Annotated in this window: 18 protein-coding genes; 7 read left to right on the top strand and 11 right to left on the bottom strand. The window is 66.3% G+C overall.

The window, feature by feature from the left end; genetic code table 11:
- Positions 1–19: 19 nt before the first annotated feature.
- The 4 genes from AQZ52_RS12490 to dusB form a co-directional block, all read right to left on the bottom strand.
- Positions 20–2,257 (bottom strand): sensor histidine kinase, encoded by a 2,238-nt coding sequence (locus tag AQZ52_RS12490; RefSeq protein ID WP_240481618.1) that lies wholly within the window; start codon positions 2,255–2,257, stop codon positions 20–22.
- Positions 2,258–2,400: 143 nt separating this feature from the next.
- Entirely contained in the window at positions 2,401–3,858 is a 1,458-nt protein-coding gene (locus tag AQZ52_RS12485; protein WP_067911181.1) for a sigma-54-dependent transcriptional regulator, read from the bottom strand.
- Positions 3,855–4,970, bottom strand: coding sequence for a two-component system sensor histidine kinase NtrB (locus tag AQZ52_RS12480; RefSeq protein WP_067911178.1), 1,116 nt, complete (start codon positions 4,968–4,970; stop codon positions 3,855–3,857). The genes AQZ52_RS12485 and AQZ52_RS12480 overlap by 4 nt, the downstream gene beginning before the upstream one ends.
- Positions 4,967–5,995 carry a tRNA dihydrouridine synthase DusB gene (dusB, locus tag AQZ52_RS12475; RefSeq protein WP_067911175.1) on the bottom strand — a complete coding sequence of 343 codons (1,029 nt, stop codon included), beginning with the start codon at positions 5,993–5,995 and terminating at the stop codon, positions 4,967–4,969. The genes AQZ52_RS12480 and dusB overlap by 4 nt, the downstream gene beginning before the upstream one ends.
- A gap of 74 nt (positions 5,996–6,069) precedes the next feature.
- Here dusB and AQZ52_RS12470 point away from each other — a divergent pair, with 74 nt between their 5' ends.
- Genes AQZ52_RS12470 through AQZ52_RS12460 form a run of 3 tightly spaced genes read left to right on the top strand, consistent with a single transcriptional unit; the run spans position 6,070 to position 8,300 of the window.
- Positions 6,070–7,221, top strand: a complete 1,152-nt coding sequence (locus AQZ52_RS12470) for a bifunctional 2-C-methyl-D-erythritol 4-phosphate cytidylyltransferase/2-C-methyl-D-erythritol 2,4-cyclodiphosphate synthase (RefSeq protein ID WP_067911172.1) — start codon at positions 6,070–6,072, stop codon at positions 7,219–7,221.
- A gap of 13 nt (positions 7,222–7,234) precedes the next feature.
- Positions 7,235–7,792, top strand: coding sequence for a hypothetical protein (locus AQZ52_RS12465; protein WP_067911169.1), 558 nt, complete (start codon positions 7,235–7,237; stop codon positions 7,790–7,792).
- A 4-nt stretch (positions 7,793–7,796) separates the two neighbouring features.
- The gene (locus tag AQZ52_RS12460) at positions 7,797–8,300 is read left to right on the top strand and encodes a CinA family protein (protein ID WP_067911164.1); all 504 of its coding nucleotides are present in this window, start codon (positions 7,797–7,799) and stop codon (positions 8,298–8,300) included.
- Here AQZ52_RS12460 and AQZ52_RS12455 read toward each other — a convergent pair.
- Both AQZ52_RS12455 and lipA read right to left on the bottom strand, forming a co-directional pair.
- On the bottom strand, positions 8,261–8,722 hold the full coding sequence (locus tag AQZ52_RS12455) for a type II toxin-antitoxin system RatA family toxin (protein WP_067911153.1): 462 nt from the start codon (positions 8,720–8,722) through the stop codon (positions 8,261–8,263). The two genes, AQZ52_RS12460 and AQZ52_RS12455, sit on opposite strands and share 40 nt — an antisense overlap.
- 4 nt (positions 8,723–8,726) lie before the next feature.
- The gene (lipA, locus tag AQZ52_RS12450) at positions 8,727–9,668 is read right to left on the bottom strand and encodes a lipoyl synthase (protein WP_067912143.1); all 942 of its coding nucleotides are present in this window, start codon (positions 9,666–9,668) and stop codon (positions 8,727–8,729) included.
- Between the two features lie 66 nt (positions 9,669–9,734).
- On the opposite strand from lipA, the gene AQZ52_RS12445 reads away from it, so the two are divergent.
- A complete protein-coding gene (locus AQZ52_RS12445) occupies positions 9,735–10,388 on the top strand; it encodes a carbonic anhydrase (protein WP_067911151.1) in 654 nt (217 codons plus the stop codon).
- Positions 10,389–10,457: 69 nt separating this feature from the next.
- On the opposite strand, the gene AQZ52_RS12440 is transcribed toward AQZ52_RS12445, so the two are convergent.
- Positions 10,458–11,774: a tetratricopeptide repeat protein gene (locus AQZ52_RS12440; RefSeq protein ID WP_067911149.1), complete on the bottom strand. Its 1,317-nt coding sequence runs from the start codon at positions 11,772–11,774 to the stop codon at positions 10,458–10,460.
- Positions 11,775–12,130: 356 nt separating this feature from the next.
- On the opposite strand from AQZ52_RS12440, the gene gyrA reads away from it, so the two are divergent.
- Positions 12,131–14,890 (top strand): DNA gyrase subunit A, encoded by a 2,760-nt coding sequence (gyrA, locus tag AQZ52_RS12435; protein ID WP_067911146.1) that lies wholly within the window; start codon positions 12,131–12,133, stop codon positions 14,888–14,890.
- Positions 14,887–15,219 carry a DUF952 domain-containing protein gene (locus tag AQZ52_RS12430; RefSeq protein WP_067911143.1) on the top strand — a complete coding sequence of 111 codons (333 nt, stop codon included), beginning with the start codon at positions 14,887–14,889 and terminating at the stop codon, positions 15,217–15,219. Before gyrA ends, AQZ52_RS12430 begins: the two co-directional genes overlap by 4 nt.
- Before the next feature lie 15 nt (positions 15,220–15,234).
- Here the strand turns inward: AQZ52_RS12430 and AQZ52_RS12425 are convergent, their stop codons facing one another.
- Positions 15,235–15,891, bottom strand: coding sequence for a lysoplasmalogenase family protein (locus AQZ52_RS12425; RefSeq protein ID WP_067911141.1), 657 nt, complete (start codon positions 15,889–15,891; stop codon positions 15,235–15,237).
- 66 nt (positions 15,892–15,957) lie between these two features.
- Here AQZ52_RS12425 and trmFO point away from each other — a divergent pair, with 66 nt between their 5' ends.
- Positions 15,958–17,343, top strand: a complete 1,386-nt coding sequence (gene trmFO, locus AQZ52_RS12420; RefSeq protein ID WP_067911139.1) for a methylenetetrahydrofolate--tRNA-(uracil(54)-C(5))-methyltransferase (FADH(2)-oxidizing) TrmFO — start codon at positions 15,958–15,960, stop codon at positions 17,341–17,343.
- 1 nt (position 17,344) lies between these two features.
- Here the strand turns inward: trmFO and AQZ52_RS12415 are convergent, their stop codons facing one another.
- The 3 genes from AQZ52_RS12415 to AQZ52_RS12405 all read right to left on the bottom strand — a co-directional run bounded on the left by AQZ52_RS12415 (position 17,345) and on the right by AQZ52_RS12405 (position 19,862).
- Entirely contained in the window at positions 17,345–17,812 is a 468-nt protein-coding gene (locus AQZ52_RS12415) for a CREC-EF hand family protein (protein WP_067911134.1), read from the bottom strand.
- Between the two features lie 85 nt (positions 17,813–17,897).
- Entirely contained in the window at positions 17,898–18,479 is a 582-nt protein-coding gene (locus tag AQZ52_RS12410) for a hypothetical protein (protein WP_067911132.1), read from the bottom strand.
- A gap of 18 nt (positions 18,480–18,497) precedes the next feature.
- The gene (locus AQZ52_RS12405; protein WP_067911130.1) at positions 18,498–19,862 is read right to left on the bottom strand and encodes a pyruvate dehydrogenase complex E1 component subunit beta; all 1,365 of its coding nucleotides are present in this window, start codon (positions 19,860–19,862) and stop codon (positions 18,498–18,500) included.
- Position 19,863 lies beyond the last annotated feature (1 nt).

Here is a 19,863-nt window from a genome sequence, read left to right as displayed (position 1 = left end):
TGTGTCCTGGAGGTGTGGTCTAGCGGTTGGCGGGGATAGCGGTGACACCTTCAGGTGAAGGGGCGGAGACGGATGCGAGCGGATTGCGGGCGAAACGCATGATCACTGAAGTGCCCCCTTCGGCATTCGGTGCGAAGGCCATCGCGCCGCCGTGTTCCTCGACGATCTTGTTGACGATGGCGAGGCCGAGCCCGGTGCCCTTCTCACGCGTTGTAACATAGGGTTCGAGAATGCGGTCACGTTCGGCCGGCAGCCCGATCCCGTTGTCGGCAACAGTGACCGTGACCGCGTGGCGATCGGCGGCGAGGTTGACCGCGATGCGGCCGCGGTAGGCGATGTCCTCGGCCTTGGCCCGCTGCTCGATCGCCTCGATCGCGTTCTTGAGCACGTTCGTCATGGCCTGCCCGATCTGGTGACGGTCCGCCTCGACCGGCACCGGCCCCTCACCCTCGAAGGTGAAGGCCACATCGCTGTGGGCGACTTCCTGCAGGAAGAGCGCCTGGCGCACGAGGTCGCTCGCGTCCTCGGGGCGGAACACCGGCTTGGGCAGACGCGCGAACGAGGAGAACTCGTCGACCATCTGCCTGAGGTCGCCAACCTGGCGGATGATCGTGGCAGTCAGTTCCTCGAACAGCTCCGGGTCGGTCTCGATCTGCCGGCGATAGCGGCGCTTGAGGCGCTCGGTGGCAAGCTGGATCGGGGTGAGCGGGTTCTTGATTTCGTGCGCGATGCGCCGGGCAACATCGGACCATGCCGCCCTGCGCTGGTCGAGCAGCTGGCGGGTGATATCCTCGAACGTGATGACGTGGCCGTTGCGGTCTGCCGTGACCTTGACCGCAAGCGTGAGCAGATCGCCGTCCTTGGCATAGTGGACCACGCCGCTGCGCTCACCGCCTGCGACAAACTGGGCAAGCTGCGGCGCGACTTCGGCAAGTGGTGCGCCGACAGGATCGATCCGGCCCTCATCCTCGCGCGCGGGGCGGAGCAGCGCCTGGGCCGAACTGTTCATGAGGCGGATCGCGCCGTCACGATCGACCGAGACGATCCCTGCGGTGATCGATTCGAGCACCGCCTCGATAAAGGCGCGGCGCACCTCAAGCTGGGCATTGGCGCTGACGAGCGCCTGGGTCTGGGTTTCCAGCTGGGCCGTCATCCGGTTGAATGCGCGGGCGAGCAGGCCGACCTCGTCGGTTCCGTTGCCGGGCTGGACACGCATCGCGAAATTGCCGCTGCCAACATTGCGGGCGGCAGAGACCAGTTCGATCAGCGGGGCGACCTGCCGGTCGGCAAAGCGCAGCGCGACCCAGACCGCTAGCGCGACGAGCGCGAGAGATATGACCAGCAGCGCGATGTTGAACCGCAGTTGCAATGCACGGGCACGGCGGTTGAGATAGTCATAGGCCTTGAGCACGCTCTGCGCCCGCTGCCACTGATTGAGCGCGAGGGCATCGGAATTGCGCGCCACATAAAGGTAGATCCCGCGCGTGCGGTCGACCGGTGTGACCGCCTCGATCCGGGCCGCCGAGGCAGTGACAACCACCGGCTCGCCCGCGTCGATCTTCGCAAGCTCGGCCGGGGTGACGCGTTCGCGCTGCTCGCTGCGCGCCGGATCGACGATGGCGGCCGTGCGCAGCGTGCCGTCCGGGCCACGTTCGATGATCGCGGATTCGTTGAGCTTGCGATTGATCACCTGCCACGAGTAGCCCTCGGCGAAGTCCTGGCTGGTGATGGGCGCCTGCCCGAGATAATCGCGCAGATCGCCCGCCATGGCGACGCTTTCATTCCCGACATCGCGCAGCTTGTCCGCATAATATCCGCGCGCGAGGCTGTTGGCATTTTCCAGCATCCCGCGCGAATTGTCGGAGAACCAGAACTCGACCCCCGATTGGAACAGGAGCGAGGCGAACACCACGACGAGGAGCGTGGGGATCGCCGCAATCAGCGAGAACAGCCAGACAAGCCGGACGTGCAGGCGCCCGCTGCTGCCCAGCACAGAACGCGCGGCGCGGCGCAGCGCAAGGCGCCGGCCGATCAGCACGATCAGCGCCATCGCGGGAACAAGCGTGCCGATCAGCAGACTGGCAGTGAGGCGCGAGGGCAGGAGCTGGTTCGTGTTGCCGACTGAAGAAAGTGTCATCCACGAGACGGCGACCATCAGCGCCAGCGCCGTGATCGCGGTCATTTCCAGCAGCAGAAACACATTGGCGCGGCGCATCACCACCAGAAGGCGGCGATACCATCGCGGTGAGCGCCGCATACCGCGTTTGCTGTGCTGAACCATCGTTGCTTATCTACAACACCACTGTTGCAGCAACGCAAGCCGATTCGATGAAACCACGAGAATTCGCGGTAAACGCCATGTGGCCTTGAAGTACCGACACCGGTGCGTCGACGCGCAGGTCAGTGCCGCATGACGGCCTCGTCCGGATCGATCGCAAGGTCGGAGAGGCGCTTGCGCAGCGTGTTGCGGTTGATGCCGAGCAAACGGGCGGCACGCAACTGGTTGCCACCGGTAACGGCGAGCGCGTGGAGGAACAGCGGACGCTCGAACGCGGCCAGCGCAGCGCTGTAGAGCTCACCCTCCGCCGGGTCTTCGTGCACGAGCCAGCTCGCCAGCGCCTCCGCGAAGTCGGCTGCCGGAGCCAAAGGTGCAAGGGTGGCAGGTGCCAGTCCGGGGGCCGATGCGGAGGGCTGTGCGCGGTCCTGTGCGAGGAGCGGCTCGATCGCGGCGGCGTCGATCACCTCGTCGCGGGCCAGCAGCGCGAGGCGGTAGATGAAGTTGCGCAGTTCCCGCACGTTGCCGCGCCAGGGCTGGCGGGCGAGCAGCGCTGCGCCGGCTGCGGTGAGTTGGCGGCGCGGCAGCCCTTCCGCGGCGGCGCGGACGAGAAAATGGCGGGCGAGCGCCTCAATATCGTCGGCCCGCTCGCGCAAGGGCGGCAGCGCAATGGGCACGACGGCAAGGCGGTAGTAGAGATCCTCGCGGAACGTGCCGGCCGCGATCATCGGTTCGAGATCACGGTTGGTGGCCGCAACGATGCGGCAATCGAGGGTGATTTCCTCGGTGCCGCCGACGCGACGGATCCGGCCCGATTGCAGCGCGCGCAGGAGGCGAGTCTGGGCCTCGAGCGGCATGTCGCCGATTTCGTCAAGGAAGAGCGTGCCGCCCCGCGCCTGCTCGAACTTGCCGATGCGGCGGGTCACCGCTCCGGTGAAGGCGCCCTTCTCGTGGCCGAACAGCTCGCTTTCGATCAGATCGCCGGGGATGGCGGCGGTGTTGACCGCGATGAACGGCCCCGCGCTGCGCTTGCCGAGTTGGTGGATCGCCTCGGCGACGAGTTCCTTGCCGGTGCCGGATTCGCCAAGGATGAGGACGGTGAGATCGTTACGCAGAACTCGGGTGATCATGCGGTAGACCGTCTGCATCGCCGGGCTGCGGCCAACGAGCGGCAGGCCGGCGGCGACATCGTCGGCCGTTTCGTCGAAAGCAGCGCTTTCGCTCGCGCCGATGGCCTGGCGCACGGTGCGCACCAGCTCATCGAGATCGAAGGGTTTGGGGAAATATTCGAAAGCGCCGGTGTCACTTGCGCGTACCGCGGTATCGAGCGTGTTTTGCGCCGAGAGAATGATCACAGGCATGTGCGGTGCAGCCTCGCGGACCCGGCCCAGCGTTTCCATACCGTCGCCATCCGTCAGCACGACATCCGTGAGCATGAGGCCATAGGTCTGCCCGGCGAGAAGGCGATCGCGTTCGCTGATCGAGGCGCAGCGCGTGACATAGTAGCCTTCCGCCTCCAGCGCTGCGGTGATGACGAGCGCGATCGAGGCGTCGTCCTCGACGAGAAGAATGCGGCTTTTCATGGCTTGGAGCTTCCAGCAACCGGCAGATGCAGGCGGAAGTGCGTCCAACCGCGCACTTCGTCGCGGTCGTGCGTCACCCGCCCGTTCATTTCGCGCACCAGCTTCTGGACGAGGGCGAGGCCGAGGCCTTGCCCGTTCTTCTTGCCTGTCACGAACGGGTCGAAGATATGATCGCGCAGCGCCGGATCGATGCCCGGACCATTGTCGCTGACGCGCAGCTCGATTGGCAGTCGCAGCGGTTTGCCCCCCTGACCGGCGTGGAGCTGAATGCCGCTGGCAAAGCGCGTGCGCACCGCAATCCGCGGTGCGCCGGCCGCTTCACAGGCCTCGCGCGCGTTGGTCAACAGATTGAGCACGACCTGCACCAGAGCATCGGGATTGGCCATGACCGGCGGAAGCGAGGGATCGAACTCCTCCTCGACCGCCAATCCTCCATGTCCCGCCGCCACAACAGCCTGTGCGCGGCGAACGGCTTCGTGGAGGTTGCAGGGCATATCGGGCCCGCGTCCGCGGCGCGACAGCGACTGCATCTGGTCGACCAGCTTCGCGATGCGGTCGACTTCGCCAGTGATGAGTTCGGTGAGCGCGCGGTCTGCCTCGCTCACCTTGCGGCCAAGCAGCTGCGCCGCGCCGCGAATGCCGGCAAGCGGGTTCTTGATCTCGTGCGCGAGGACTTCGGGCGCGCGGAGCGGGGTGCCCTCACCCGCCCCGGCACCGCCGCCATCGCCCGAAAGCGCCTCCACGCCGACCGCCTCGCCGAGCGCGAGCAGCTGCCAGCCCGGGCAATGGGTGACCGGTGACGTCATGACATCAATCCGGCGCGCCGGTGCGCCGAGGATGCGGACCAGCGAATCGCGCGCAAACAGCTGCGCTTCACCTTCGGCCAGACGGTGCAGGATCAGCGGCTCCTCGAAGGCGAAGACATCCTCGATAGCCTTGCCGACGAGGCGGCGGGCCCCCTGCCCCGCGAGCTGCTCGGCAGCGGGATTGACGGCGGCAATGGTAAGGTCGGGCGCCAGCGTGACAACGGCGAGCGGCAGGCTGGCAATGACGCGCTTGGGATCCGGCCGGCCCCCATCACCGCTCTTGCGCCAGTCCGCCGGCCCGCTCACGCGGCCACGCGGCCTGCCGGTGCCGCCATGGCGCGGCCATAGAATTCGGCAAGCGCGGCCAGCACGATCCTGGGATCATCGATGAAGTTCACGCGGTTGCGGAATTCAGCCGAACCGGGGAGGCCCTTGGTATACCAGCCGAGGTGCTTGCGCGCCATGTTGACGCCGGTAACCGTGCCATAGTGCTCGAGCATCGCGTGGTAATGCTCTGTGATAAGGGCATATTGTTCGGCAATCGTGGGGTCGGCGCGAACCTCGCCGGTTTCGAGCCAATGCATGACCTGGCCGAGCAGCCACGGCCGGCCATAGGCACCGCGACCGATCATCAGGCCGTCCGCGCCGCTCTGTTCGATAGCCCGGGCGGCATCCTCGATCCCGCAGATATCGCCATTGACGATCACGGGGATCGAGACCGCGTCCTTCACGCGGCGCACGAAGGCCCAGTCGGCCGAGCCCTTGTACATCTGGTTGCGGGTGCGGCCGTGGACGGTGATCATCTGCGCGCCGAGATCCTGTGCGATGCGCGCGAGTTCGGGGGCATTGAGGCTGTCGTGACACCAGCCCATGCGCATCTTGACTGTAACCGGCACCTTGACTGCCTTCACCGTCGCCTCGATCAGCGCAGTGGCGAGCGGGATGTCGCGCATGAGCGCCGAGCCGCAATCGCCGCTGACGATCTTGCGCACCGGACAGCCCATGTTGATGTCGATGATCGCCGCGCCCTTGTCCTCGGAAATCCGTGCGGCTTCGGCCATTTGCGCGGGCTCGTTGCCCATGAGCTGCATCGACACCGGCTCTTCGGTGGGGTGCCATGCGGCCTTCTGGATCGACTGGCGCGTTTCGCGGATCGCGGCGGGGCTGGCGATCATCTCGGTCACGTTGAGGCCCGATCCGAAGCGGCGCACCATCGTGCGGAACGGCAGATCGGAAACGCCCGTCATCGGTGCCAGCACCACGGGCTGCGCAATGCGCACGGGGCCGACCATGATCGGCTTCAGCTGCGGCGGTGCGGGAAGATCACTCATCAGGGTCTGCCTAAAAATGAGGCATGCGCTTAGTCGATTGCGCGGTTTGCGGCAAGGACTGTAAGGGGCTTGGCATGAAGGCGCTCTCCCCCGCATCCGCCGTTGTTGTCGCCGCCGGGCAAGGCCTGCGCGCGGGCGGCAGCGTGCCCAAACAGTTCGCGACGTGGCGCGGCAAGCCGCTGGTGCGGCATTCGGTCGAGGCGCTCGTCCAAGCAGGCGTGGCGCCGATTGTCGTTGTCATCCCGGCAAATTGGCAGGATACCGCCGCGCAGGCGCTGGCCGGGGTGCCCGGCGTCCGCTTTGTCCATGGTGCCGCAAGCCGGCAAGGCTCCGTCCGCGCAGGGCTCGAAGCGCTTGCTGCCGATGCACCGGAACGTGTGCTGATCCACGATGCGGCGCGGCCGGATCTGCCTGGCTGCGTGATCGCGGCGCTGCTGGCGGGGCTGGAAGGCCAGACTGGCGCCATTCCGGTGCTGCCGGTGGTCGACAGCGTGGTGCGCGGCGCGGCAGGCCTGCGCGGCGCCTTTGTCGACCGCGACGGGCTTTACCGGGTGCAGACCCCGCAGGCGTTCCGCTATCCCGCCATCCTCGCTGCGCACCGCGCCTGGAACGGAGCCGCCGATGCCGGCGACGATGCCGCCGTCGCCGAAGCGGCGGGGCTTGCCGTGGCGCTCGTTACGGGCGACGAGCGACTGAAGAAAGTGACGTTTGCCGAAGACCTGAAGGATGAGAGCATGACACTTCCCGCCGTGCGTACCGGCATGGGCTTCGATGTCCACCGCCTCGCCGAGGGTGAGGAACTCTGGTTGTGCGGGGTGAAGATCGAGCATACCAAGGGGCTCGCGGGTCACTCCGATGCCGATGTGGCGATCCATGCCCTCGTCGATGCCTTGTTGGGTGCAGTGGCGGCCGGGGATATCGGCGACCATTTCCCCCCTTCCGATCCGCAGTGGCGCGGGGCCGCCTCGGACCGCTTCCTGGCCCATGCTGCAACGCTGGTGGCCGAGGCCGGCTACGCCGTTGGCAACGTGGACGTGACGATCATTTGCGAGGCGCCGCGCATCGGTCCGCACAAGGCGGCGATGCGCGCGCGGCTTGCATCGATTCTCGCGATTGACATCGCTGCCGTCAGCGTCAAGGCGACGACCACCGAGCGGCTCGGCTTTACCGGCCGCGGCGAAGGTATTTCGGCACAGGCGGTGGCAACCGTCGTGGCGAGGGCTTGAAGGAGCGCAGTTCATGTCGCTGGTTCGAAGCATGGCTCTGGGGTCGGCGATCGCCGCACTGGGGATGGCCGAAGTGGCCGCCGCCCAAGGGCACGTCTGCCTCAGTGAGCGCGAGGTGACGAGCCTTGTTACCTATGCGCTGCCAGTGGTGATGGATTCGACCATGAAGACCTGCCGCCCGCAGCTTTCGCCGCAGGGCTGGTTCGCCACGCAAGGCCCCGGGCTCGTGCAGCGCTATGCCACGCGCAAGACTGCTGCCTGGCCCGAAGCCCGTGCCGCGCTGATCAAACTTGGCGGGAACGACGACAAGCTCAAGAGCCTCGTCTCCACCTTGTCGGACGAGGCACTGCAGCCGTTCGCCGAAGGGATGGTGTCAGCCGTCGTGACCAAGGGGATCAAGCCTGGCCAGTGCAAGGCGATCGAGCGGGCGACCCGCCTGCTCTCGCCACTGCCCCCGGAAAACACCGCGGAGCTGGTGACCTTCATGCTCGTGCTCGCCGACAAGCCGCAAGTGCGCAGCGCGGTGGGTGCCTCGAAGTCGTCCGACCTCCCGATCTGCCCGGCGGCTTGAGGCGATGGACACGCTGCTTCCTCCCGAACTCACGGCGCTGGCCGCGCGAGTGATTGCCGAAAACAAGGCTGCCGGCCGCATGGTCGCAGTCGCCGAAAGCTGCACCGGCGGCCTCGTTGCTGCTGCCTTGACGGAGATCGCAGGCTCCTCGGCCGTGGTCGACCGGGGCTTCGTGACCTATTCGAACGAGGCCAAGCACGAAATGCTGGGCGTCTCGACCGACCTGATCGACACGTTCGGCGCGGTATCGGTCGCGGTCGCCTGGTCGATGGCGCAAGGCGCGCTCAAGCATTCGCGCGCGTCGGTTGCGGTGGCGATCACCGGGATTGCCGGGCCGGACGGCGGCAGCGAACAGAAGCCGGTCGGCACCGTGGTCTTCGCCAAGGCCGAGCGCGGCGAGGATCCCGAAGCGGTGGTGGCCGAGCAGAAGGTGTTCGAGACCGCGAAAACCCGCGCCGAGGTGCGGCTTCAGGCCGCGCTGGTCGCGCTTGAACTTCTGCTGCCGTAGACCTTTTCCGCGCGCGTTTCGAAAGCGGCGACCATCTTGCGGAACGCCCGGTCGAGATACTGGCCGGCGAGCGCTTCGAGGATCGCGCTGCGGAACGTGAAGTCGACGTTGAAGTCGATCACGCAGCTGCCGTCTTCCCCGGCGCGGAATTCCCAGGTGTTCGAGAGGCGCTTGAGCGGCCCGTCGAGATATTCGACCGCGATGCGGCTCGGGCGCTGCTTGATCACGCGCGAGGTGAACTTCTCCCGCAGTGCGCTGAAGCCGACCATCATGTCGGCGACCATTTCGGTCTCGCTGTCGGACTTTATGCGGGTCGCGACGACCCAGGGCAGGAATTCCGGGTAGCGCTTCACATCGGCGACAAGGTCGAACATCTCCTCGGCCGACCATGCGAGATGCCGCTGCTGGTTGATCACCGGCATGGGATCAGCCCCTCGCGGCGGCCTTGGCGAGCTGGGCTTCCCGTGCGGCACGCATTTCGGCGAAATCCTCGCCGGCGTGGTAGCTGGAACGGGTCAGCGGGCTGGCCGCGACCTGCAGGAAACCCTTGGCCCGGGCGATCGCGCCATAGGCGGCAAAGGCCTGCGGCGTGACGAAATCGATGACTGGTGCATGTTTGGGGGTGGGCTGGAGGTACTGGCCCATCGTCAGGAAATCGATCCCCGCCGAGCGCATGTCGTCCATCACCTGATGCACTTCGAGCCGCTCCTCGCCGAGGCCGAGCATGACGCCCGACTTCGTGAACACGCGCGGATCGTGATGCTTCACTTCCTCGAGCAGGCGCAGCGAAGCGTAGTAGCGCGCCCCCGGGCGGATCGTGGGGTAGAGGCGCGGCACCGTCTCAAGGTTGTGGTTGTAGACATCGGGCCCAGCCGCCATGATCGCCTCGACCGCGGCGCGCATCTTGCCGCGGAAATCGGGGGTCAGGATCTCGATGGTGGTGTTCGGCGTCGCGGCGCGCAGGGCCTCGATCACCTTGACGAACTGGCTCGCGCCGCCGTCTGGCAGATCGTCGCGGTCAACCGAGGTAATCACGATATGTTCGAGGCCGAGCTTGGCAGCGGCTTCGGCGACATGGCCCGGCTCGCTCGCATCGACCTTGCGCGGCATCCCGGTCTTGACGTTGCAGAAGGCGCAGGCGCGCGTGCAGACATCGCCGAGGATCATCACCGTGGCGTGCTTCTTGGTCCAACACTCGCCGATGTTCGGACAGGCCGCTTCCTCGCACACGGTGTTGAGGCCGAGGCTGCGCATGAGACCGCGCGTTTCCTCATAGCCCTTGCTGACGGGTGCCTTGACCCGGATCCAATCGGGCTTGCGGATGCGCGCCGGGCGTTCTTGCGCGGCAATCGGGGACTGATCATTCATGGCGGTCCAGATAGGCGCATGAAGCATGACTTGAAAGATGCATTCGTAGGCGGCAACAGGCCCATCATGGCCAAACCGTTTTCCCCCGAGCTCGATCACCTCATCGACGGCTATCGCCGTTTCCGCACCACTGGCTGGACCCCGCGCCTGGAGCGCTGGCACCAGCTGCGTGAGGGACAGGAGCCGCCGGTGATGGTGATCGCCTGTTCGGACAGCCGCGTCGATCCGGCCCAGATCTTCGATACCGACCCGGGCGAGATGTTCGTGGTGCGCAACGTTGCCGCGTTGGTGCCGCCTTTCGAAACCTCGCCCGGCTATCACGGCGTGTCTGCCGCGCTCGAATTTGCCGTGCAGGTGCTGAAGGTGCGCAAGATCGTCGTGCTCGGCCATGGCATGTGCGGCGGCTGCCGTGCGGCACTGACGCAGGAGCTGGAAGGCACCGAGCCGGGCGAAGGCGGCTTCATCAACGACTGGATCGGCCTGCTCGGCTCCGCGCGCGCCGGCGTCGTCCATGCCCACGGTTCCAGCGGCCGGAATGCCGAACGCGCGATGGAGCAGGCGGGCGTGAAGGTCAGCCTCGCCAATCTGCGCACCTTCCCGTGCGTCCGCCGCAAGGAAGCGGCCGGCGAACTGCGTCTGCGCGGGGCATTCTTCGCGATTTCCGACGGAGTGCTGCATGTCCTCGACGAGGACTCGGACACGTTCCTGGAAGTGCGCTGATCCGAACGAGAAAGGGGGCGGCCCCTTGCGAGGCCGCCCCCTGTTCTTTTGCCGGCAGGCCTCAGCCGATCAGGGCTTGGCCTTGTCCGCTGCAAGCACCGAGAACAGCCGCGCGAGCGGGGCGCGCACGCCGGTCACCTGGGCGAAGCTCGCCTTGGCAGCCTCGTACTTGTCCTGATCGAACTGCGCGATGCCGAGGCGGGTCAGCGCGCGGTCCTTGTCGATCGTGCCGCCCTTGGTAAGCGCGAGCTGATAGAGCTCCTCGGCCTTGGCGGGGTTGTCGTACGACAGGTAGGCGTCCGCCGTGGCGACGGCGAGCTTGCCATCTGCCGCCGCGCGGGCATCCTTTTCAAGGCCGACCAGCGACGCCTTGTCGGCCGCGATGCGACCCTTGGCCTGCGTCAGCGAATCGCTGACGAACATGTCGCTCTGCTCCAGCGCGCCCTTCGACAGGCCAAGCTCGATGACCTTCACCGTCTCACCCGGGAGACGACGGGGGTCGGCTGCCTGGACATACTCGATGAACTCGCGGGCGACGTACTGCTTGTCGTTGTCGAACGCGCCGCTGCGCAGGAACAGGCGGCCGAGATCGAGCGACTCCTCCTTGCCGAAGTTGCCGAATTCGCGCGTCAGCTGGCCGGCGCCCAGCCAGTTGAGCGGGTTCGGGTGCTCGGCGACTTCAAGGGTCGCCCACTCGATCGCCTGCGGCCCGAGCTTGGCCTTGTAGGCGATGATCTTGCCGCGCGTGTACCAGCCATCGGGGATCGCGCCCTTGGCGGCCTTGCGCGTGTCATAGGCGACCTTCAGAGCGGCAATGCCTTCAGCAGGCTTGCCGAGCTGGGTGTAGGAATCCGCGAGCATTTCGGCAACCGCGTCATCGGCCACATTGCCCTGCACCGCCTTGGTCAGCGGTTCGATCGCGCCCTGGTAGTCCTTCGCGCTGTAGGCGAAGCTGCCGAGGTAGCCGTTGAAGGTGGGGAGCTTGTCCGCCTCGACCATGCCGCTGTCGATCATGTTCTTGATGCCGCGGGCGCGCATGCCGTTGTCCTGCAGCACGCCGCCCAGCACCACGGCCCAGTTGCCGACGGTAAAGCGATCCTGCCCGGTCTTCACCGCGGCTTCGACGGTCGTCATCTTGGCGGCGGCATCGCCGAGGCCAGCCTTGATCTGCGCATCAGGGGTGCCCTTGGCCTTCGCGGCTTGGATATCCTGGATGACCTTCTGCAGCGGCGCTGCGGCCGCAACGAACTCCTTGGAATAGGAACCGCCCTTCGGGGCTTCCTTGTCCTTCGCGATGGCAGGCGCAGCGCCCAGCAGAACGCCGCCGGCGGCAAGGCCGGTCGACAGCGCCACGGCCAGCGCGGCCCGGGCCGCTACGAACTTCATTCCATTACCCCGCATCACTTCGTCTCCTCTTGGCCAAACGCTGGCAGACCGGACCGGTCCCCATCTCCATCCTGCCGCAGGCCATAACCCAAAACATCGGCGGAACGGACTTCTTTCACACTTCCACCGCGGCGGACCTCTGACGCGGAATTGGCGTTTTGGCAACGCCCTGCTGTTGTGGAGAACCCCCGGTGAACCCGGATTGAATGTCATTTCGTCTCATTGTTCAGGAAAGCTGCGGAGGGGTGCTCGCACATGTGGATAAGGCGTCACTGCCGGGGCCGTTTTCTGGCGTTTGGCGGGGCTTTGGCCTAGGGCTTACACATTCCTGACAACAGAGCGAAATAGCCACCGACGTGAGCGATGACACCGGCCTGATCGACCCGCCCGCCCCGCTGCCGGACCACGAGTTCCAGCGGATCGACATCGTCGATGAAATGAAGACGAGCTACCTCGATTACGCGATGAGCGTGATCGTAAGCCGTGCGCTGCCCGACGTGCGCGACGGCCTGAAGCCCGTCCACCGCCGCATCCTGTGGACCAGCCACGAAAACGGCTTCACCTCGACCAAGGCCTATCGCAAGTCCGCCCGTATCGTCGGCGATTGCATGGGCAAGTACCACCCGCATGGCGACAGCGCGATCTATGATGCGCTGGCACGCATGACGCAGGACTGGTCGATGCGCCTGCCGCTGATCGATGGCCAGGGCAACTTCGGCTCGATGGACCCCGATCCGCCGGCGTCGATGCGCTACACCGAAGCGCGGCTTGCCAAGGTGGCCGATGCGCTGATGGCGGATATCGACAAGGACACGGTCGACTTCCAGCCCAACTACGATGGCTCTGAGAGCGAACCGCATGTTCTTCCGGCACGCTTCCCCAACCTGCTGGTCAACGGCGCAGGTGGCATCGCGGTCGGCATGGCGACCAATATCCCGCCGCACAACCTCGGCGAAGTGATCGATGGCTGCCTGGCCTATATGGACAACCCGGCGATCACGATCGACGAACTCATCCAGATCATCCCGGCGCCCGATTTCCCCACCGCACCGCTGATCCTGGGCGTGAGCGGCGCACGCAAGGCCTATCACGAAGGGCGCGGATCGATCGTGATGCGCGCACGGCATGTGATCGAGGACACCAAGGGTGGCCGCGGCGAAGGGCGCAAGTCTATTGTCCTGACGTCGATCCCCTATCAGGTCGGCAAGAACAGCCTGGTCGAGAAGATCGCCGAGGCCGCCAAGGACAAGCGGATCGAGGGCATCTCGGACATCCGCGACGAATCAAACCGTGAAGGCGTGCGCGTGGTCATCGACCTCAAGCGCGATGCGACCCCGGAAGTCGTGCTGAACCAGCTTTGGCGCAACACCCCGGCGCAGGCGAACTTCCCCGCCAACATGCTGGCGATCCGCGGCGGTCGGCCGGAAATCCTCACGCTGCGCGACATTATCGAGGCGTTCGTCCAGTTCCGCGAGGAAGTGATCCAGCGCCGCACCAAGTTCGAGCTGAACAAGGCGCGCGACCGGGCCCATATCCTGCTCGGCCTCGTCGTCGCGGTCTCGAACCTCGATGAAGTGGTGCGGATCATCCGCGGCTCGGCCAACCCGGCGTTGGCGCGCGAGACGCTGATGGCGCGCGAATGGCCGATTGGCGAGATCGCGCCATATATCCGCCTGGTCGAGGCGATCGAGGACGAGGCGCTGGGAGGCGCCGGCGGCAGCTATCGTCTGAGCGAGACGCAGGTCCGCGCGATCCTCGATCTGCGCCTCCACCGCCTGACCGCGCTGGGCCGCGACGAGATCGGCGCCGAGCTCGAAGTGTTGGCGAAGGCCATTGCGGAATATCTCGCGATCCTCGCCGATCGCGAGAAGCTATTTGCGGTGATGCGCGAGGAACTGGTTGCCGTGCGCGATGCCTATGCGACTCCGCGCCGCTGCGAGATCACCGCACCCGCCGACGGGATCGAGGACGAGGATCTGATCGAGCGCGAGGACATGGTCGTCACGATCACCCTCGACGGCTATATCAAGCGCACCCCGCTCTCCACCTTCCGCGCGCAGAACCGGGGCGGCAAGGGTCGCAGCGGCATGGCGACCAAGGAAGAGGATGCGGTGGCGACGATGTTCGTCACCTCGACCCACACGCCGGTGCTGTTCTTCTCGACCGCGGGCAAGGTCTATCGCCTCAAGGTCTGGCGCCTGCCCGAAGGCGGGCCGACGACGCGCGGGCGGCCGATGATCAACCTCTTGCCGGCACTGGATGCAGGCGAAACGATCGCGACGGTGCTCCCCCTCCCCGAGGACGAAGCGGAATGGGGCAAGCTCTCGGTGGTGTTCGCTACGGCCAAGGGCAACGTTCGCCGCAACGCGATGGATGCGTTCGCCAACATCCCCTCGAATGGCAAGTTCGCGATGCGCTTCGAGGAAGGCGACGACGACCGGCTGATCGGCGTCGCGCTGCTCGATCCCACCGACGATGTGCTGCTGGCGACGCGCAACGGCAAGGCGATCCGCTTTGCCGGAGATGAAGTGCGCGAATTCACGAGCCGTACCTCGACCGGCGTGCGCGGGATGACGCTGAAGGGCGACGACGAGGTCATTTCGCTCTCGATCCTCCACCGCGTCGGCACCAGCGCCGAGGAGCGCGAGGAATATGTCCGCTTCGCTCCTTGGAAGGGCGAAAAGGAAGGCGAACCGGCGCTTTCACCCGATCGCTTTGCCGAACTGCAGGCGAGCGAGCAGTTCATCCTGACGGTCTGCGCCAATGGCTATGGCAAGCTCTCCTCGGCCTATGAGTATCGCCGCACCGGTCGCGGCGGCCAAGGCATCACCAATATCGACAATATCGCGCGCAACGGCCCGGTGGTGGCGAGCTTCCCGGCTTCGCAGGCCGACCAGCTCATGCTGGTGACCGATCAGGCCAAGCTCATCCGCTTGCCGCTCGATACGTTGCGCGTGATCGGACGCGGGTCGGCAGGTGTGCGGCTGTTCAACGTCTCGGGCGACGAGCACGTGGTGAGTGCGGTGCGTCTGGCCGAGGAAGAGGGCGAGGCTGAGGCAGAAGCCGGGTCAGAAGCCGGCGCTGGTGATGGTGCTGGGAGCGACGCGGAAGCATGAGCGTTGCCTACAAGGTTCTGACGGCAGAGCAGATGGACGTGCTGCTGCGGAAGGGTGTGTTCACCGGGGCCCCCATCGATCTGGCAGATGGCTACATCCACCTTTCTGCCGCCGAGCAGGTGACCGAGACGGTGGACAAGCACTTTGCCGGCCAGACGCGGCTGTTTGTTGCGGCGGTGGATCTTTCGGCGCTGGGCGATGCGGTGAAGTGGGAGCCCTCGCGCGGCGGGCAGTTGTTTCCGCATATCTACGCTCCGTTGCCGCTGAGCGCGGTGACCGCCCACGGACCGCTTGCGCGCGCCACGGACGGGGCGGTTCTACTGCCCTGATGGCTTGAGCCAGCGCTAGGGTGCGCTGAACTCGCCCTTGCGGCGCAGCGTGCCGATCACCCCAACGGTGATGAGGAACTGCCCGAAATAATACAGCGGCCAGACCAGCAAGTGCGGTATCCGGCTTTCCGCCAGCGGTCCCATTCTGGCAAAGATCAGAAGATCGGAAACGGCAAACAGCGCCGCACCGAGCGCGACACGCACGCGCGGAAAATCGCTGGCGTAGGCAGCTGCCGTCATCCCCCCGAGACCGAGGGCATAGAGCGCGACTTCAGTCCTGCCGGTCAGGCCGTAGCTCGCGGCGGGAATGGCCAGCAGGAGGGCCGCCGTGGTGATCCGCTCCGCCGCTGACATCACCTGCCGATGATGGCGCAGATAGAGCGCGATGGCGACGAGGTGGCCGAGGAGGAAGGCCGTCGCCCCGCCCGTGAAATTCACTTCGAGCGCCATATCGCCGATTGCCCCGAGCGCCATGACAAGGGCGATGCGGTGGGCATCGCGAACGGGATGATGCGCCCAAGCGTAGACCGCCAGCAGGCCGACACCAGCACCCTTCCACAGGATGAGGTAGAGCCCAGGAATCCAGCTGCCGGCGACGAACCAGTAGCTGATACCTGCGATCAGACTGGCGAGCAGCCAGGGACGTTGTTCGATCAAGGCGCGCTGCGGCATGCTCTCCCCTTCCCTCTTTGTCCCTAGGGCTTGCGGGGCCCGGGACGCAATGCCAATGCGGCGCGTATGACGCATCAGGTTCACATCATCGGCGGCGGCATGGCCGGGAGCGAGGCGGCGTGGCAGCTCGCCCGCCGGGGCATCCGCGTGCGGCTTTCGGAAATGCGGGGTGCCAGGTTGCCGGGAGGCGGTGACAGCACGGCGGCGCACAACAGCGACGGCCTTGCCGAACTCGTGTGCTCCAACTCGTTCCGCTCGGACGATGACGAGAAAAACGCGGTCGGCCTGTTGCACTACGAGATGCGCCAGTGCGACAGCCTGCTGATGACGGCAGCGGCCAAGGCGCGGGTGCCGGCAGGATCGGCGCTGGCGGTGGACCGGGATGTGTTCTCGGCCGAAGTCGAGGCCATGCTGGCCGCGCAGCCCACGCTGGAAGTGGTGCGCGAGCGGGTGGATGTGCTGCCGACGGAAGGCCTCGCCATCGTGGCGACGGGGCCGCTGACGGCCCCTGCCCTCGCCTCCAGCATCGGTGCCGCCACCGGGGCGGAGAGCCTCGCGTTCTTCGATGCCATCGCCCCCATCGTCTATCGCGACACGATCGACATGGATGTGGCCTGGATGGCGTCGCGCTGGGACAAGGGGGCGGAAGCCAGCATCGCCATGGGCGGCGACGGGCGCGACTACATCAATTGCCCGATGACGAAGGACCAGTACTTCGCCTTCCGCGAGGAACTGCTGGCGGGCGAGAAGACCGAGTTCAAGGAATGGGAGGCCTCGACCCCCTATTTTGACGGCTGCATGCCCATTGAAGTCATGGCCGCGCGCGGGGTGGAGACCTTGCGCTTCGGGCCGATGAAGCCGGTTGGGCTCGACAATCCGCACTGGGCGACGGCGGAGCACCCGAACGGGCGCTGGCCCTATGCCGTGGTGCAGCTGCGGCAGGACAACAAGCTGGGCACGCTGTGGAACATGGTGGGCTTTCAGACCAAGCTCAAGCACGCCGAACAGGTGCGGGTGTTCCGCACGATTCCCGGGCTGGAGCAGGCGGAGTTCGCGCGCCTTGGCGGCCTGCACCGCAACACATTCCTCAATTCGCCGACTTTGCTGGACCGCCAGCTACGGCTGAAATCGGCACCGCACATCCGCTTTGCCGGGCAGATCACCGGCTGCGAGGGCTATGTCGAAAGCGGTGCGGTGGGGCTGCTGGCAGGGCTGATGACGGCGGCCGAGATCGCCGGCCGAGAGTGGACCGCGCCGCCGCACACTTCGGCGCTGGGGGCGCTGCTTTCCCATATCACCGGCGATGCCGAGGCCGAGACCTATCAGCCGATGAACGTGAACTTCGGGCTCTTTCCGCCGCCCGATCCCGCGACGAAGAAGAAGCAGCGCAAGGAGGCTTATACGGCGCGGGCCAAAGCGGATCTTGCAGGGTGGTTGCCGGCGCTCGGCTGACCTACTTGCACTTGCAGGCAGGCCTCTTCGCCGCCTTCTGCTTCGTCGTGGCAAACTCCTCGCGGCTGAGCGCGCCATCACCGTTCTTGTCGGCACCCTTGAAGCGGTTGTCGGTGGCGACGGACCATTCGTCGAATGTCAGCAGGTTGTTGCCGTCGACGTCGAGCTTGCGGAAGTCCTTGACGCGTGGGCTGAGCATTTCGGTGCGTGTGATCTTGCCGTCGCGGTTCTTGTCGAGCCGGTCGAAGCGCTTCGCCTCGCGGCTCTGCTCGCTGGCTTCGGGCAGGCCGGGGCCTACTGCATCACCCGCATCGGAATCCGGCAGCGCCTCGTCTGCCGGTGCAGCGGAGGCGAGCGCAAGGTGGCTGGGAGCGGCGGGCGGCGTGACGGCCGCTCGGCCCTGCCACCAGAACAGCCCCGAAGCCACGAGCAACAGTGCGCCGAGCGCGCCCACAAGCATTCGGTTCATGCCAGGCCTCCCTAAGTACTGTCCCTAGGATAAGCAGCAAAGCGCATGGGCGGCAGGGGCAAGTCCTGCCATTTTGGCGAGAGTTTCAGCGCCCCAGCAAGCCTAGGCGCAGAATGGCAAGGAATTCGCGGACCGGGCCGCCGGGGCGCCCTGCCGCTTCGCGCAGCGCCATCCCGCGCAGGATCACCAGGGGACGCAGGCCGCCGGGAAGGATCGGGGGCGATGCGCCGGGGGGATCGAGGCCTAGCCATTCAGCGGCGGCGCGGCGGACGGCATCGTCGGGGCGGACGCCGCTCAGCCTCCCGAGCGCACAGACCGCCTCGACCCGCGCCTTGCCAAGTTCGGTGCCGCCATCCTCGCCGACGATCCGGGCTTCCCAGCCATCAACCATCGCCCGCAGCGCCGCGCGCTCGTCGTCCCACGCGCGCAGCACCGTGAGAAGCGGCTCGCCCAGCGGCCACTGGGCGGCAGGTTGCTCGAACCGGTCCCGCCACCACGCAAGGCGCAGCTGGATCATGAGCGGATCACGCCCCTCGCGCGCGGCATCGGCAAGCCGCCGGTCAAGCAGGAGGAAGCCTTCCCACAGCGCCTGAAGGCGGCGCGGTGCATAGAGCACCGCGAGCCGTTCAGGTGGGCTGAGTTCGAGATCGCTGGAGGTCTGCTCCATCAGATCGGTGCCACAATCTCAGCGATAACAGACCTTCTTGACCGCCGCGATCACCCGCGCCGTATCGACCAGCGCGAGCTTTTCGAGATTGGCGGCATAGGGCAGCGGCACGTCCTCGTTGCACACGCGCAGAACAGGGGCGTCGAGGTGGTCGAAGCCTTCCTCCATCACGAGGCTGATGATCTCCGAGGCGATCGAGCAGACCGGAAAGCCTTCCTCGACCACGACCATCCGGTTGGTGCGCGCAAGGCTCTCGAGTACCGCGTCCTTGTCGAGCGGGCGCAGCGTGCGCAGGTCGATGACTTCGGCTTCGATGCCTTCCGCTGCCAGCTTTTCTGCGGCTTCCAGGGCAAGCGCGATGCCAATGGAGTAGCTGACGATAGTGACATCACGGCCGGCCCGCATCGTGCGGGCCTTGCCGATGGGCACCGTGTAATCATCGAGCGCCGGCACATCGAAGGTGCGGCCATAGACCAGTTCATTCTCGAGGAAGACCACCGGGTCCTCGCTGCGGATCGCGGACTTCAGGAGGCCCTTGGCATCGGCGGCGTCATAGGGGGCAATCACCACGAGGCCCGGCACCGAGGCATACCACGGTGCATAGTTCTGGCTGTGCTGCGCGCCCACGCGCGAGGCGGCGCCATTGGGGCCGCGGAACACGATCGGGCAGCGCATCTGGCCGCCGGACATGTAGTTCGTCTTGGCCGCTGAATTGATGATGTGGTCGATCGCCTGCATGGCGAAGTTGAACGTCATGAACTCGACGATCGGACGAAGGCCGCCCATGGCCGCGCCGGTGCCGATGCCGGCAAAGCCGTATTCAGTGATCGGAGTGTCGATCACGCGGCGCGGCCCGAATTCCTCGAGCAGGCCCTGCGTGACCTTGTAGGCGCCCTGATATTCGGCGACTTCCTCACCCATCACGAAGACGCGATCGTCGGCGCGCATTTCCTCGGCCATTGCATCGCGCAGCGCTTCGCGGACCGTGGTGGCGACCATGACCGTGCCAGCGGGGACAGCAGCGACGGGCGCCGGAGCGGGCGCTGCAACGGGAGCTGGCGGTGGCGGCGGAGCGGCCACGACCGGCGCTGGGGCCGGCGCCGGGGCAGCGACGGGTGCGGACGAAGGCGCTGCCAGTTCATCGTCACCGCTGATCGTCGCGATCACGGTTCCGACTTTCACGCCTTCGGTGCCCTCAGCCACCATGAGTTCGCCGATCACACCTTCGTCCACTGCCTCGAATTCCATCGTGGCCTTGTCGGTCTCGATCTCGGCAATGATATCGCCGGACTTCACGGTATCGCCGGGTTTGACCAGCCATTTGGCGAGTGTGCCTTCCTCCATGGTGGGGGAAAGCGCGGGCATTTTCAGATCGATCGCCATG

Source organism: Novosphingobium fuchskuhlense (assembly GCF_001519075.1).
GTDB classification, from domain to species: Bacteria; Pseudomonadota; Alphaproteobacteria; order Sphingomonadales; family Sphingomonadaceae; genus Novosphingobium; species Novosphingobium fuchskuhlense.
The sequence above is the reverse complement of the archived record's forward strand: the minus strand, read 5'-3'. Positions and strand labels throughout refer to the sequence as shown.